This window comes from Streptomyces sp. ISL-43 (genome assembly GCF_018614195.1).
Taxonomy (GTDB): Bacteria; Actinomycetota; Actinomycetes; order Streptomycetales; family Streptomycetaceae; genus Streptomyces.
Window position 1 is genome coordinate 29,229 of record NZ_JAGGOT010000055.1, and the last position, 14,137, is coordinate 43,365.

The 14,137-nt window shown below is 72.7% G+C and carries 12 protein-coding genes and 1 tRNA gene; 3 read left to right on the top strand and 10 right to left on the bottom strand.

Going from position 1 to position 14,137, the window contains the following annotated elements; translation table 11 throughout:
• Positions 1-203: 203 nt before the first annotated feature.
• Positions 204-294 (bottom strand) — tRNA-Ser (locus J7F03_RS29520).
• A gap of 186 nt (positions 295-480) precedes the next feature.
• Here J7F03_RS29520 and J7F03_RS29525 point away from each other — a divergent pair.
• The 3 genes from J7F03_RS29525 to J7F03_RS29535 all read left to right on the top strand — a co-directional run bounded on the left by J7F03_RS29525 (position 481) and on the right by J7F03_RS29535 (position 5,013).
• The gene (locus J7F03_RS29525; protein WP_214954814.1) at positions 481-909 is read left to right on the top strand and encodes an SSI family serine proteinase inhibitor; all 429 of its coding nucleotides are present in this window, start codon (positions 481-483) and stop codon (positions 907-909) included.
• A 119-nt stretch (positions 910-1,028) separates the two neighbouring features.
• Complete coding sequence (locus tag J7F03_RS29530; RefSeq protein ID WP_214954815.1) at positions 1,029-4,421, top strand: PAS domain-containing protein; 3,393 nt, start codon at positions 1,029-1,031, stop codon at positions 4,419-4,421.
• A gap of 13 nt (positions 4,422-4,434) precedes the next feature.
• Positions 4,435-5,013, top strand: coding sequence for an antibiotic biosynthesis monooxygenase (locus tag J7F03_RS29535; protein ID WP_214954816.1), 579 nt, complete (start codon positions 4,435-4,437; stop codon positions 5,011-5,013).
• A 12-nt stretch (positions 5,014-5,025) separates the two neighbouring features.
• Here J7F03_RS29535 and J7F03_RS29540 read toward each other — a convergent pair whose 3' ends face one another.
• From J7F03_RS29540 to J7F03_RS29580, 9 genes are all read right to left on the bottom strand, one after another.
• Positions 5,026-6,675 (bottom strand): long-chain fatty acid--CoA ligase, encoded by a 1,650-nt coding sequence (locus tag J7F03_RS29540; RefSeq protein WP_214954817.1) that lies wholly within the window; start codon positions 6,673-6,675, stop codon positions 5,026-5,028.
• Between the two features lie 198 nt (positions 6,676-6,873).
• Positions 6,874-7,407 (bottom strand): SigE family RNA polymerase sigma factor, encoded by a 534-nt coding sequence (locus J7F03_RS29545; protein ID WP_214954819.1) that lies wholly within the window; start codon positions 7,405-7,407, stop codon positions 6,874-6,876.
• Between the two features lie 155 nt (positions 7,408-7,562).
• Complete coding sequence (locus J7F03_RS29550) at positions 7,563-8,729, bottom strand: lipid-transfer protein (protein WP_214954821.1); 1,167 nt, start codon at positions 8,727-8,729, stop codon at positions 7,563-7,565.
• A complete protein-coding gene (locus J7F03_RS29555) occupies positions 8,726-9,124 on the bottom strand; it encodes a MaoC family dehydratase (protein WP_214954824.1) in 399 nt (132 codons plus the stop codon). The genes J7F03_RS29550 and J7F03_RS29555 overlap by 4 nt, the downstream gene beginning before the upstream one ends.
• Entirely contained in the window at positions 9,121-10,167 is a 1,047-nt protein-coding gene (locus J7F03_RS29560) for an acyl-CoA dehydrogenase family protein (RefSeq protein WP_214954826.1), read from the bottom strand. The genes J7F03_RS29555 and J7F03_RS29560 overlap by 4 nt, the downstream gene beginning before the upstream one ends.
• The gene (locus J7F03_RS29565; RefSeq protein ID WP_214954828.1) at positions 10,167-11,165 is read right to left on the bottom strand and encodes a bifunctional MaoC family dehydratase N-terminal/OB-fold nucleic acid binding domain-containing protein; all 999 of its coding nucleotides are present in this window, start codon (positions 11,163-11,165) and stop codon (positions 10,167-10,169) included. Before J7F03_RS29565 ends, J7F03_RS29560 begins: the two co-directional genes overlap by 1 nt.
• Positions 11,162-12,319 carry an acyl-CoA dehydrogenase family protein gene (locus J7F03_RS29570; RefSeq protein ID WP_214954830.1) on the bottom strand — a complete coding sequence of 386 codons (1,158 nt, stop codon included), beginning with the start codon at positions 12,317-12,319 and terminating at the stop codon, positions 11,162-11,164. Before J7F03_RS29570 ends, J7F03_RS29565 begins: the two co-directional genes overlap by 4 nt.
• Positions 12,320-12,501: 182 nt before the next feature.
• Positions 12,502-12,813: a hypothetical protein gene (locus J7F03_RS29575; RefSeq protein WP_214954832.1), complete on the bottom strand. Its 312-nt coding sequence runs from the start codon at positions 12,811-12,813 to the stop codon at positions 12,502-12,504.
• 652 nt (positions 12,814-13,465) lie between these two features.
• Positions 13,466-13,888: a DUF6344 domain-containing protein gene (locus tag J7F03_RS29580; RefSeq protein WP_251072680.1), complete on the bottom strand. Its 423-nt coding sequence runs from the start codon at positions 13,886-13,888 to the stop codon at positions 13,466-13,468.
• Positions 13,889-14,137 lie beyond the last annotated feature (249 nt).

Here is a 14,137-nt window from a genome sequence, read left to right on the forward strand (position 1 = left end):
AATACATGGACCTCGCCGGGACGCGAAATCCATTAGCCCCACCCATGCTGACCTGCGGAAACGGCCTGGAAGAAGATCATCCGGTTGGACTCGGGGCGCGGTCGGCGCGGCTCTTCGCGGCCTGTTGCGGGCAGCCCGCGCCGCCACTCGTACCCGGAACGCACCGAAGCCCCGGTCCGCAAGGACCGGGGCTTCGTGAAGTGCGGAGGCGGAGGGATTTGAACCCTCGATGGGGGGTAAGCCCCAAACCGCATTAGCAGTGCGGCGCCATAGACCGGACTAGGCGACGCCTCCAGCACACCCCCGCGTACGAAGGTGCGTGCAGATGATGACACAGGCCAGGGGCCGGTCACCAATCCGCTCCCACGGTACAAGGAGGGCGGCCCGCAGGGCAAAGCCTTAAGCCCTCCCAAACACGGAACGTCGGGGGCGGCCCGTCGTTGGTCTGTCGTACGACGTACGGACGACCTGGAGTGCCCCATGCTGCGTCTCGCCGCTTTCGCCGTCACCTCCGCCCTGGCCGCGGCGGCGGCGGGGCCCCTGCCCCCGCTGCCGCCCCTGGGGCGGCTGCTGGCGGCTCCCGACCGGCTCACCATCGCCGTCTCCGACACCGGCAACCCCCGGGCGGACGGCGAGTACCGGCTGGAGTGCAATCCGGCCGGCGGGAACCACCCCCGCGCCGAGGACGCCTGTGCCCGCCTCGAAGCCCTCACCGGCGAGGGCAAGGACCCCTTCGCCCCGGAGGCCAAGCGGCAGATGTGCACCATGGTCGACGGCGGCCGTGCCACCGCCCGCATCACCGGAACGTGGCACGGCCGCAGGGTCCGGTCCGAGTTCCGCCGGACGAACGGATGCGAGATCAGCCGGTGGAACGACTTGGAACCTGTGCTTCCACGTGGGCGTTCCTGACCTGGGGAGATGCGGTGATCACGCGGTATCCGCCGGACATCGGCCCCCTCGCCGCGGGCCCATGCCCTTAGACTCCTCCCGTGACATGCCGGTAGTTGTGGTCAGGGAGGAAGCTCGTCGTGAGCAGCAGGCCATCCCGAGGCGCTGCTCGCCTCGCAGCAATACTCGACGCTCTTCCGGACGCGCTGTTGCTCGTCAACGCCAACGGCACGGTCGTCAACGCGAATTCGATCGCCCTCGAGGTCATGGAGAGCCCCGGTACGGGGCTCGTAGGCCGCGGCGTGCTCGACCTCCTGCCCGAATTCGACTCCAAGCTGATCCCCGGCTCCATGCGCCGGCCCGGCGAGGACGAGGGCGGCCGGGCCCGGCCCAAGCGGATGGTCGCGCGCCGCACCGACGGCAGCGAGTTCCCGGTCGAGGTCACCGCGGCCCATCTCGACGGCCGCGACGCCTACCGCGAGCCGCAGCCCTCGTACACCGGTGACGAGCTGCTGATGCTCGTCGTACGCGACCTCTCGCAGACGGTGGACACCGAGGCCGAGCTGGCCCGGTCCCAGCGCCAGACCGAGATGATCCTGCGGGCCGCCGCCGAGGGTGTCGTCGGCACGGACACCGACGGCCGCGTCGTGCTGGTCAATCCGGCCGCCGCCCAGATCCTCGGCTACCGCGCCACCGACCTCGGCAACCGCGAGCTGCACGGGCTGGTCCAGCACTCGCGCGCCGACGGCTCGCCGTTCCCCTTCGAGGAGTCCCCGCTCGCCGACACGCTGCGCAGCGGACGCAAGCACCGGGTACGCGGCCAGGTGCTGTGGAACAAGGCCGGGCAGCCCGTCGCCGTGGACCTGACCACCTCTCCCGTACGGGACGGGGAGCAGCTCGTCGGCGCCGTCATGACCTTCACCGACCGGCGCTCCTACGACGCGCTGGCCGCGCGACACGCCCAGCTGCTGGCCGTTCTCGGCGACTCCCTGCGCGGACCGCTGGAGGAGCTGCGCGGCGAGCTGGCCACGCTGGCCGCCGACGACGCCGGACAGCTGTGGCCCGAGGCCAACCAGCTGCTGCACCACCTTGCCGCCGGCTACTCCCGGATGACCACGCTCGTCGACAACGTGCTCGGCTTCCAGCTCCTCGACTCGGGCGCCGACAAGCTCAGCAAGAAGAAGGTCCTGATCGACGGGGTCGTCGCGGCCGGCGTCGAGGGCGCGGTCGAGCTGATCGGCCCCGGGCGGGCCCAGTTCGCCGTGCACGCCCCGACCATCGAGGCCGAGGTGGACACCGAGCGGATCGCGACCGCCCTCGCGCACCTGGTCGCGGACGTCGCCGGGGTGGACGCCACCGGCAAGACCCGCCAGGGCAGCGGGTACATGGACTCGACGATCGTGGTGGCCGCCGCTCAGCGCGGTGACGTCGTACGGATCGAGGTGCGCGGGCCGTACGAAGGCGGGAGCCCGGTGCACGAGCCGATCGTGCGGGGCATCGTGGCCGCGCACGGCGGTGTGCTGCAGACGGTGGAGGTGCCGGGCGCGCCCGGCGGGGCGTACGTGCTGGAGCTGCCGCTGGGTGCGGGAGCCGGGACGGTCACCCTGCCCGAGCCGGCGGCGGCTCCGGCGCAGGAGCCCGGGACCGAGGGCGGGCCGGGGCAGGTCTCCGGCGGCCGGCGGGCCCGGCGCGGCGTGGACGCCTTCCTCGACGACGCGGACGCGGGCCCCGGAAGCGGTGCGGGCGCGGACGCCCCCGGCACGGGCCTGGCCAAGGCCGCGGAACCGGCCGCCGACGGCGGTGGCGCGCTCGCGCTGCCGTCCGGGCGGCGCCGGGGCGGCGAGGCCGTTCCGGGCGACGGCGGTCCCGCGGAGCTCGCGCAGTCCCCGGTGAACCCGGCGGGCCTGGGCGGATCCGGCACCGGGCGGCGCCGCGGCCAGAACGGCGACGGCAGCGGCAGCGGCAGCGGCAGCGGCGACGGCCAGGGCCAGGGCCACGGCGACAGCGGTGCCGGGCGGCCCGTGCCGCCGCAGGGCACCGCCATGCCCGCGCTCCCGCCCATGCCGGTGGGGCCCCTGCCGATGCCCCCGGTTCCGGTGCTCCCGGTTCCGCTGACCGAGCACCCCGCCGGGCGGCGGCGAGCCCTGGGCACGGCGGGACCGGCGCAGCCCGGCGGTCCGGTGCCGGCGACCGGGCTCTCGGCTCCCGTTCCGCAGCGGCCCATCGCCCCCGAGGGCGGCTTCGCGCTGCCCGCCGGCCCGACCGCGGTCCCGGCGGCGCAGCCCCCGCAGGCGCCCGTCACCCCCGCTCCCGGTGAGGCCGACGGCGAAGCCACGGGCGGGCGTCGTGGGCGCCGGGTACTGGGCGCGCCGCCCGCCGAGGCCGAAGCCCCCGCCGGGCCGTCCGACGCGGGCGCGCAGGGCTCCGTAGACCCCGAGACGCATCCGACCGGGCGGCGTCGCGCGCTGCCCGCCACCCCGGCCTGGCCAGTTCCCTCGGCGCGTACCGCTCCGGAGGACGAGGCCGCCGGGCAGATCGCCGTGCCCGGGGCCCGGCAGCCGCAGGACACCCCGGAGGCCGGAGCGCCCATCAGCGTCCGCGCGCTGGGCAGCCTCGGCCAGGGCGCATCGACCGACACCAACGGCTCCGGGCGCCGGCGCCGCCTCGCGGAGCCCGCGCCCCAGGGCCGTGCCTTCGCCATAGGAGCCCCCGAGGCGGGCTCCGACGAGGGCCCCGAGCCGCTGGACGGCCCCGGTGGCGCCGTCGAGGTGGTCAACCGGCCCGTGCCGCGTCCCGTGGACGACGAGCTGCCGCCCGAGCCGCTGGACAACCCCCGCCGGCTCCTGGTGTGGCCCGCTCCCGACGTGCAGACGCAGGCCGCGCTCAGCGACCGCGGCTACCGCCCGGTGGTCGTGCACTCCCGCGAGGAGGTCGACGCGCAGATCGCCGCGTTCCCGGCGGCGCTGTTCGTGGACCCGCTGACCGGGCCGATCACCCGGACCGCCCTGCAGTCGCTGCGCCAGGCCGCGGTGGCCGCCGAGGTCCCCGTGCTGGTCACGGCCGGGCTGGGGCACGCCACGCGCGAAGCCGCGTACGGCGCCGATCCGGCCGTCCTGCTCAAGGCGCTCGCGCCGCGCGACAGCGACCAGCACCCCTCGCGGGTGCTGCTGATCGAGGAGCACGACGAGATCGCGACCGCGCTGACCGCCGCCCTGGAGCGGCGCGGCATGCAGGTCGCGCGGGCGGACGCCGACACGGACGCCGTGGAGCTGGCGACCCGGATGCGGCCCAACCTGGTGGTGATGGACCTGATGCAGGTACGCCGTCGCCGGGCCGGGATCGTGGACTGGCTGCGTGCCAACGGGCGGTTGAACCACACCCCGCTGGTCGTCTACACGGCCACCGGGATCGACCCGGCCGAACTGCCGCGGCTGGCCTCGGGCGAGAGCGTGCTCTTCCTCGCCGAGCGGTCCACCACGGCCGACGTGCAGGGTCGCATCGTGGACCTGCTGGCCAAGATCGGCACCAACTAGTCATCCTGGCCGCATGGCCGTCATCGACACGACTGAGCAGACCGTCCCGGCAGACAGCGGGGAGGTCAGCCTGCTGATCGCCCGGCAGGTGGAACCGGGGCACGAGGAGACCTTCGAGGCCTGGGCCCACGGCATCCTGGAGACGGCCGCGACCTTCCCCGACCACCTCGGGTACGGGCTGTTCCGCCCGGCCGTGGCGGGCGGGCCGTGGTTCCTGGTGCACCGCTTCCGCAACCAGGCGGCCTTCCAGCGGTGGCAGGACTCCGCCGAGCGGGCCGCGTGGTTCTCGAACTGCCTCGGCCACCACCACACCGAGATAGCCCGGCGCGAACTGCACGGCATGGAGACCTGGTTCGCGAAGCCGGGTACGGCCCGGCCCGCGCCGCCGCGCTGGAAGATGGCGATCAGCTCCGGGCTGGCCATCTTCCCGATCTCGCTCGCGGGCAACGCGCTGCTCGGGCCGTACCTGGTGAACCTGCACTTCGTGCTGCGGACGGCCGCCTTCGCCGTCGTCTTCAGCACCCTGATGACCTACGTGGCCATGCCCGCGATCAGCAAGCTGCTGCGGCCCTGGCTCACGCGGGGCCAGTAGCCCCCGCGGGACTCAGTCGAGCTTGGTGACGTCGATGGCGCCGTCCGCGTACTGCTTGCGGATCACCTTCTTGTCGAACTTGCCGACGCTCGTCTTCGGCACGGCCTCGACGACCGCCCAGCGCTCCGGCAGCTGCCACTTGGCGATCGACCGGCCGAGGAAGGCGCGCAGCCCCGCGTAGTCCACGGTGGCGCCCTCCTTCAGGACGACGGTGGCCAGCGGACGCTCGCCCCACTTCTCGTCGGGCACGGCGACGACCGCCGCCTCGGCGACCTCCGGGTGGGCCATCAGCGCGTTCTCCAGCTCCATGCTGGAGATCCACTCGCCGCCGGACTTGATGACGTCCTTGGACCGGTCGGTGAGGGTGAGGAAGCCGTCAGGGCTGATCACGCCGACGTCGCCGGTCTTGAGCCAGCCGTCCGCGCTGAACTTGTCCTCGGGACGGATCGGCTCGCCCGACGCTCCGCCGTAGTAGGCGCCCGCGATCCAGGTGCCGCGGACCTCCAGCTCGCCCGCCGACTCACCGTCCCACGGCAGTACGTCGCCCGCCGGGCCGACCAGCCGGGGCTCGACGCCCGTCGGGAACCGGCCCTGGGTGAGGCGGTACGGCCACTCCTCCTCGGCGCTCAACCCGGCCGGCGGGTGCGCCATCGTGCCCAGCGGGGAGGTCTCGGTCATGCCCCAGGCGTGGCAGACCCGGACGCCCAGCTTGTCGTACGCCTCCATGAGGGAGGGCGGACAAGCCGAGCCGCCGATGGTGACCTGCTTCATCGAGCTGATGTCGCGCGGATGGGCGGTGACCTCGGCGAGCAGTCCCTGCCAGATGGTGGGGACGGCCGCGGCGTGCGAGGGCTTCTCCCGCTCGATCATCTCGGCGAGCGGGGCGGGCTGCAGGAAGCGGTCCGGCATCAGCATGTTGATGCCGGTCATGAAGGTGGCGTGCGGCAGGCCCCAGGCGTTGACGTGGAACTGCGGGACGACGACGAGGGTGGTGTCCTTGTCGGTCAGGCCCATCGACTCGGCCATGTTGACCTGCATCGAGTGCAGGTAGATCGAGCGGTGGGAGTAGACGACGCCCTTGGGGTCCCCGGTGGTGCCGGAGGTGTAGCACATGGCCGCGGCCTGGCGCTCGTCCAGCTCGGGCCAGGCGTAGGTGTCGGGGCGGCCCGCCAGGAGTTCCTCGTACTCGTGCACGCGCACCCCGAGTCCGTCGAGCGCGGAGCGGTCGCCGATGCCCGCGACCACGACGTGCTCGATGGTCGGCAGGTGCGGCAGCAGCGGCGCGAGCAGCGGCAGCAGGGTGCCGTTGACCAGGACGACCCGGTCGGCGGCGTGGTTGACGATGAAGACCAGCTGCTCGGGAGGGAGCCGCAGGTTCAGCGTGTGCAGGACGGCCCCCATGGAGGGGATCGCGAAGTACGCCTCGACGTGTTCGGAGTTGTTCCACATGAGGGTGGCGACGCGGTCGTCCTGCTGGACTCCGAGCTCGTCGCGCAGGGCGTTGGCCAGGCGAGTGGCGCGGACGCCGATCTCGGCGAAGCTGCGCCGGTGCGGCTCGGCCTCCCCCGTCCAGGTCGTGACCTGGGACTTCCCGTGGATCGTCATCCCGTGCTGCAGTATGCGGGTGACGAGGAGTGGTACGTCCTGCATCGTGCTCAGCAAAGCGTCCTCCCGGTGAGCGCTGCGGCGCTGCGGCGGCTACGGATGCTGCCGATTCTGCGCACGTACCGGTCGGCATGTCACTACCCAGCGGTAGAAACGGGGCCAGAAAAACGGAGGGACGGGCCGACGGCGGATGTTTCACGTGAAACATCGGCCGGGTGGGGTCGGCGTTTCACGTGAAACATCGCCCCGGTGGTGTCAGCGGACCGGGGTCAGTTCGGGGTCCTCGCGGAGCTTGACCAGCGCCCGCGAGACGGCGCTCTTGACCGTGCCGACGGAGACGCCGAGCAGTTCGGCGGTCTGGACCTCGCTCATGTCCTCGTAGTAGCGCAGGACGACCATCGCCCGCTGCCGGTCGGGCAGCCGGGTCACCGCGCGCCACATCGCGTCGCGCAGCGCCTGGGCCTCGGCGGGGTCGGCGGCCGGCGGCTCGTCGGCCTCGGGGAGCTCGTCGCAGACGAACTCGTCGACCTTGCGCTTGCGCCACTGGCTGGTGCGGGTGTTGACCAGGGCCCGGCGGACGTAGCCGTCCAGGGCGCGGTGGTCCTCGATGCGGTCCCACGCGACGTAGGTCTTGGCCAGCGCGGTCTGGAGGAGGTCCTCGGCATCGCAGGGGTTTGCGGTGAGCGAACGCGCGGTCCGCATCAGGACCGTGCCACGGGTCCGGACGTACGCCGAGAACGACGGGTACGGCGTCGGATTCGAGGCGAGCGTGCACACAGGCGTGGTCATGCCTCCACGCTAGGAGCGACGCGGCCTCGTGGGATCGGCCGCAAGTGCCGAAGAGGGGTCCGCCTCAGGTTGTAGGGGTGGGGCTGGCCCCACCTCCTGAAGGTGGAGGAGGCGGGGCTTCCGTCTGAGGGGCTGGGCGCCCGTACGGGGGCGGGTCAGCCGTCCGCGCCGAGGATCAGGCCGGAGGTCGGGACCCCGGTGCCGGCCGTGACCAGGGCGTGCGCGGCGCCGTCGACCTGGTTGACGGAGGTGCCGCGCAGCTGGCGGACCGCCTCGGCGATGCCGTTCATGCCGTGCAGGTACGCCTCCCCGAGCTGGCCGCCGTGGGTGTTGAGCGGCAGCGCGTCGGCGGCCACGAAGTCGGCGGCCTCCCCCGGCGCGCAGAAGCCGAACTCCTCCAGCTGCATCAGCACGAACGGCGTGAAGTGGTCGTAGAGGATGCCGACGTCGATGTCCGAGGGCCGCAGTCCGCTGGTCCGCCACAGCTGGCGGGCGACCACGTCCATCTCGGGGAGCCCGGTGAGGCCGTCGCGGTAGAAGGACGTCATGCCCTCCTGGCGGCGCCCCGCACCCTGCGCGGCGGCGGTGATCACGGCCGGCTTCTGCCGCAGGTCCCGGGCCCGCTCGGCGGTGGTGACGACGATGGCCTGGCCGCCGTCCGTCTCCTGGCAGCAGTCCAGCAGCCGCAGCGGCTGCACGATCCAGCGCGAGGCGGCGTGGTCGGCGAGGGTGATGGGCTTGCCGTAGAAGTAGGCGGCGGGGTTGTTCGCGGCGTGCCGGCGGTCGGTAACCGCGACGTGGCCGAAGGCCTCGGGGGTCAGGTTGTAGGTGTGCAGGTAGCGCTGGGCGGTCATGGCCACCCAGGAAGCCGGGGTGAGCAGGCCCCATGGCAGCGACCAGCCGAGCGCCGCGCCCTCCGCCGAGGGCTCGCGCTGCTGGACGCCGGAGCCGAAGCGGCGGCCGGAGCGCTCGTTGAAGGCGCGGTAGCAGACGACGACCTCCGCGACCCCGGTGGCCACGGCGAGGGCGGCCTGCTGGACGGTGGCGCAGGCGGCGCCGCCCCCGTAGTGGATGCGGGAGAAGAAGGAGAGGTCCCTGATCCCGGCCGCCTGGGCGACGGTGATCTCGGGGCTGGTGTCCATCGTGAAGGTGACCATGCCGTCGACGTCGGCGGGGGTGAGACCGGCGTCGTCGAGGGCGGCGTGTACGGCTTCGACGGCCAGCTTGAGCTCGCTGCGGCCGGAGTCCTTGGAGAACTCGGTGGCGCCGATGCCGGCGATGGCGGCGCGGCCGCCGAGCTCGTCGCGGGTGCGGACGCTCATGCCGTGGCCTCCGGGGTGCCCAGGGTGACGGTGACCGTGCCCGTGACGTGGTGACCGATGCCGTTGGCGCCGACCACGCGGATCTCGGCGGTGTCCCCGTCGAGGGCGGTGACGGTCCCGGTGAGCGTCATGGTGTCGCCGGGGTAGTTCGGGGCGCCGAGACGGATGGCCACCTTGCGCAGCACGGCGGCCGGGCCCAGGTGGTCGGTGATGTACCGGCCGACCAGGCCGTTGGTCGTCAGGATGTTCATGAAGACGTCCGGGGAGCCCTTCTCCCGCGCGAGCACCGCGTCGTGGTGCACGTCCTGGTAGTCGCGGGAGGCGATCGCGCCCGCGACGATCAGGGTGCGGGTGACCGGTATCTCCAGCGGCGGCAGTGTGTCGCCTATGTTCATGCCTGGTCCCTCTCGGGCGCGTGTTCGGAAAGGAGCGAGCCCAGCTCGGCCAGCAGTTCGCTGCCGCAGCCCAGGTACGCGTCGAGCTGGCGACCCCACAGGAAGTGCCGGTGGACGGGGTGGTCGAGGTCGGCGCCCATCCCGCCGTGCAGGTGCTGGCCGGCGTGGACGACCCGCTTGCCCGCCTCCGAGGCCCACCAGGCCGCCGTCAGCGCGTGATCGCCCACCGGGAGCCCCTCGTCGACGCGCCAGGCCGCCTCGTACGCGGTGACCCGTATCGCCTCGGTGTCCATGTACGCGTCGGCCGCGCGCAGCATGACCCCCTGGTTCGTGGAGAGCGGGCGGCCGAACTGCTCGCGCGTGCAGGTGTACTCCACCGCGCGGGCCAGTGAGCCCGCACAGACACCCGCCTGGAGACCGGCGAAAGCGGTGCGGGCGACGGCCAGCACGTCCGCGTGGGCACCCGGCGCACCGACCCGCTCCGCCTCGGCTCCGGTCAGGGTCAGGTTCCCGGCGGACCAGGGCGCGGTGGTCTCCACCGGCGAGGTGCGCACCCCCGGCGTGTCCGTCCGTACGAGCCACAGGGCCCCGGCCGCGTCGGGGACCAGGACGTGCGTGGCCTCGCGCAGCCAGGGGACGGCGGGGGCGGTTCCGGTGAGGCGGCCGTCGGCCGACGCGGTGATCCGGCCGCGGTCCGGGAAGGCTCCGGTGGCGACCGCGTCGCCGGAGCCGAGGGCGGGCAGCAGCCGGGCGCGCTGCTCGTCGCTGCCGTGACGGGCCAGCGCGAGGACCCCGTACACGCACGTGGCGGCGTACGGGACCTGTGCGGTGGTGCGGCCCTGTTCCTCCAGCAGGAGCACCAGTCCGAGCAGGCCGACGTCCTCGACCGCGGCGACCAGGCCGGCGGCGGTGAGGGCCTTCCACAACTCGGCGTCGCTGCCGGTGCCGGCTGCGGCGAGGCGGTCGTGGGTGGCGAGGTCTCCGAAGATCCGGGCGGCGAGCCCGGCCGCGGCCGCCTGCTCCTCGGTGGGGTGGAAGTCCATCAGCCCTCACTCCCCCGGAAGACGGGCAGTTCCAGTTCCTCGTCGACGCGCAGGAACTCCAGTCGGACGGACAGTCCGATGCGGACCTTGTCGTACGGGACCCCGGTGATGTTGCTGACCATCCGGACGCCCTCGGCGAGCTCGACGAGCGCGACGGCGTAAGGCGGGTCGAAGGCCGGGAAGGGCGGGTGGTGCATGACGACGTAGCTGAAGACGGTGCCGGCGCCGGACGCCTCGACCGTGTCCCACTCCGGGCTCGCGCAGGCGTTGCAGCCGGGCAGCCAGGGGAAGCGGAGCGCCGCGCAGGCGGTGCAGCGCTGGATCAGCAGCTTGTGCTCGCGAACTCCGTCCCAGAAGCCCTGGTTGTCGCGGTTGACGACGGGGCGGGGGCGCCGGGCCGCCTTCTTCGGTGGCTGGGCCGGCTGCGCGGCCTTCTTCGCCGCCGGGACGTACTTGAGGATCCGGAAGCGGTGGGTCCCGGCGAGTTCGCCGTTCGCGCGGACGTCCATGCGGGTGGTCACGAAGTGGCCGGTGCCCAATTTGGTCGTCTTGCGCGGCGACACCGACTCGATGACGGCGTCGAAGGTGATCGCGTCGCCGGGGCGCAGCGGCCGCAGGTACTCCTGCTCGCAGTCGGTGGCGACCACGGAGGTGCAGCCCGCGCCGTCGAACAGCGCGAGGAGCTCGTCGTAGCCGCCGGAGCGCTCGCCGTGACCGGAGAGTCCGCCCATCGTCCAGGCCTGGAGCATCGTGGGCGGGGCGATGGCGTCCGGCCCGGTGTAGGCGGGGTTGGTGTCGCCCATCGCCTCGCACCAGTGGCGGATCATCGGCTCGTTGACCGCGTCCTTGCCCTGTCCGGCGGTCGCGGCGGGATACCCTTCGAAGGCCTTGAGCAGCGTGTGGAACCGGGCGGCGTCCGCGGCCTCGGCTGCCTCGGCTGCCTGTTCCGCTTGCTCCGCTCGGGCTGCCCCGACCGGCCCGTCGGCCGTGGCGGTCATCGCTTCCTCCCCTTCATGCCGAGCCGCATCATCGCGACGATCTCCCGCTGGACCTCGCTGACGCCGCCGCCGAAGGTGTTGATCTGGGCGGCCCGGTTCATCCGCTCCAGCTCGCCGCCGGCGAAGGCCTCGGGCCCCGGTCCCCGTACGAGCGCCTCCTCCCCCACCACCTCCTGGCAGATCCGGTACACCTCGACGGTGGACTCGGTGCCCAGGAACTTCACGCCGCTCGCGTCCCCCGGTGCCAGCGTGCCGGCGCCGACGTCCTGGACGAGGCGCCAGTTGAGGAGGCGTACGGCGGCCAGGCGCGCGTGCGCCTCGGCGAGCCTGGACCGCACCCAGGGGCGGTCGGCCGGGCGCTCGCCGGTGACCGGGTCGGGGGTGCGGGCGTGGGCGAGCGCGTCGTCGTAGAAGTCCTCTGCCTGCATGCCGATGGCGGCGAGGGCGACGCGCTCGTGGTTGAGCTGGTTGGTGATCAGGCCCCAGCCGCCGTGCTCCGGGCCGACGAGATTGCCGGCGGGCACGCGGATGGAGTCGTAGTACGTGGCGGTCGTGGTCAGGCCGCCGACCGTCTCGATCGGGGTCCACGCGAAACCGGGGTCGTCGGTGGGCACCAGGATGATGGAGATGCCCTTGTGCTTGGGGGCGTCCGGGTCGGTGCGGCAGGCGAGCCAGATCCAGTCGGCGTTCTGGGCGTTGGAGGTGAAGATCTTCTGCCCGTCGACCAGCCAGTCCCGGCCGTCCCTCACGGCCTTGGTACGGAGAGAGGCGAGGTCGGTACCGGCTTCCGGTTCCGAGTAGCCGATGGCGAAGACGAGTTCGCCCTTGAGGATCCGGGGCAGGAAGTAGTCCCTCTGCTCCTGCGTCCCGTACTTCATCAGGGTCGGGCCGACGGTGTTCAGCGTGACCATGGAGACGGGGGCGCCGGCCCGGTAGGCCTCGTCGAAGAACACGAACTGCTCGTCGGGGCCGCGGCCCTGGCCTCCGTACTCGACGGGCCAGCCGAGGCCGAGCAGTCCGTCGGCGCCGATGCGGCGCAGTAGTGCGCGTTGCGCGGCGGGGTCCTCGGGCAACCCGTCCGGCAGCAGATTTCCGAAGTACTCACGCAGTTCGGCGCGGAGCCGCAACTGGCCTTCGGTCGGGGCGAGGTGCACGGCGCTGGCCTCCCGGCTTCACATCATCGAGTGGACCTGACTGTCCGTCAGATTCCAGGTGGATGTCAAGGCCGGGGCGCGGTGACGAGGTGCTGGAAACGCCCGAGGGCGCCTGCGCTACCGGACCCCAGCCGGTCCGGTCGCACAGGCGCCCTCAACAGTCGGTGCGGCTCAGGCCGCGGCTACCACCAGGGGTGGAAGTTCACCGCGACATTGGAGTTGTGCTGTTCGATCGCGGTGAAGGCCGAGCCGTTGACCTGCGCGGTGTTGTTCTGGTTGGACGCGCCGGAACCGGTGGCCACCTGCTGCGAGGTGGAGGAGTTGCCGTGGTTGCTGCCGCCTACGCCGCTGCCGATGATGCTGGCGACGCTCGCATTCGATCCGTCGTTCGCGAAGGAGCCGTTGTCGGCCGAGGCCACGCCGCCGAAGAGGGCGACGGCGAGGGGGAGAGCGGCGACGGCGGCGATGACGCGGGCGGTACGGATGCTTGCCATGTCTTTATCCTCCATAAAACCGAAGTGGGTTTCATTCCAAGGCAGTTGGCCGACCGCCTCGGTCGTTCCGTGTGGTGACGACGTCGCGAGATCAGAGTTGCCCACCGAATCCCCGGCGAACCACCCCGGAGCCCACGATTCCCCCGCAAGCATGACCAACATCGGATAAACCTCATTCGCGCCCCAGCCGCCCCAGCCGCCCCAGGTCAGCGCCTCGGCAACCGCCGGAACCACCGCCGCGCAAGGGGCGAAGCGTTCCGCCAAACCGCCCCGCCACGGCCACACCCCGGACATGCCGAAAAGAGCCGCGCCGTCCGGGAACCCCAAGGTCTCCCGGGCCTGCGGCCCTGCCCTACCAAGCTTCACGCCCCCTGCACGCCCCCGGCGCCCGCCGGGGCCATCCCACCGTGCCCCGCTCCGGGGCACCAGCGCGGCGCGATCCGCGGTCGCGGCCTGCCTACACCGACCGACCGGGCTCCAGCGCCTGCTGTCCTACTCGTACGTGCTGTGATGTGTGTGGTGCGCTGCGCTGTGTGCGCTGCGCTGCGCCTGCGGTGCTGCGTCATGTCACGCGTGCCGCGTCGTGCGTGATGCGGCCGTCCGTACTGCGTCGTAGGTACTGCGTCCTGCGCTCCGCGTTCCGTACGGCCGGCTACGCGGCGAGGGCCATCTCCCGGCGGGCGGCTGCGATGCGGCCCGCGGCGGCGAGCACGGCCGTACGGTCACCCTCGGCGGCACCGGAGGCGAACCCGGACGCGGATCCCGACCCGGTCCCGGCAGTGAGGGCGGCGGCGGTGGTCGAGCGGCGGACGGACGGGGTCTTGCCGTGCGCCTCGGCGCGGATGCGCTGCTTGATGGTGGGCGGGAGCGAGCCGCCCCGCACCATCGCCCGCCAGGTCCGCCGGGCCATGAAGGCCGGCCGGGCCGCGGTGGCGGCCGTGGGGACGGGGGAGGGAGTGGAGGGGGAGGCGGCGGCGGGGGCGGTCTTGCCGGCGAGGCCGAGGGCGGCGAGGAGGGCCACGAGCGCTGCGAGGACGGTGGTCCAGATCGACGTGATGGTGCTGCGGTGAGCCATGACGGGTCCCTCATTTCGCGATGTTCCGACGGGCGGATCTGAATACATTCGTCATGATGCGAGCGCAACCGGAACGACTCCACGCCCCGCGCCGATCTTCCGACAAACACCACCCAAAGGGACCAATCACACGATTTTCCACCCTGAAGATCACCGACTGTGAACCCACCTCGCCCGGCCGGATTCATCGCCATCCAGCCATCTCTGACTGGATGTTGACATCAATTCAGCCCTCCCACCATGCTCCAC

Bases quoted from the DNA above. Each gene is read 5' to 3' on its own strand.
- J7F03_RS29580 (WP_251072680.1), bottom strand. From the start codon at position 13,888: ATGGCTCACCGCAGCACCATCACGTCGATCTGGACCACCGTCCTCGCA.
- J7F03_RS29555 (WP_214954824.1), bottom strand. From the start codon at position 9,124: ATGAACATAGGCGACACACTGCCGCCGCTGGAGATACCGGTCACCCGC.
- J7F03_RS29565 (WP_214954828.1), bottom strand. From the start codon at position 11,165: ATGACCGCCACGGCCGACGGGCCGGTCGGGGCAGCCCGAGCGGAGCAA.
- J7F03_RS29550 (WP_214954821.1), bottom strand. From the start codon at position 8,729: ATGAGCGTCCGCACCCGCGACGAGCTCGGCGGCCGCGCCGCCATCGCC.
- J7F03_RS29535 (WP_214954816.1), top strand. From the start codon at position 4,435: ATGGCCGTCATCGACACGACTGAGCAGACCGTCCCGGCAGACAGCGGG.
- J7F03_RS29575 (WP_214954832.1), bottom strand. From the start codon at position 12,813: ATGGCAAGCATCCGTACCGCCCGCGTCATCGCCGCCGTCGCCGCTCTC.
- J7F03_RS29545 (WP_214954819.1), bottom strand. From the start codon at position 7,407: ATGACCACGCCTGTGTGCACGCTCGCCTCGAATCCGACGCCGTACCCG.
- J7F03_RS29560 (WP_214954826.1), bottom strand. From the start codon at position 10,167: ATGGACTTCCACCCCACCGAGGAGCAGGCGGCCGCGGCCGGGCTCGCC.
- J7F03_RS29525 (WP_214954814.1), top strand. From the start codon at position 481: ATGCTGCGTCTCGCCGCTTTCGCCGTCACCTCCGCCCTGGCCGCGGCG.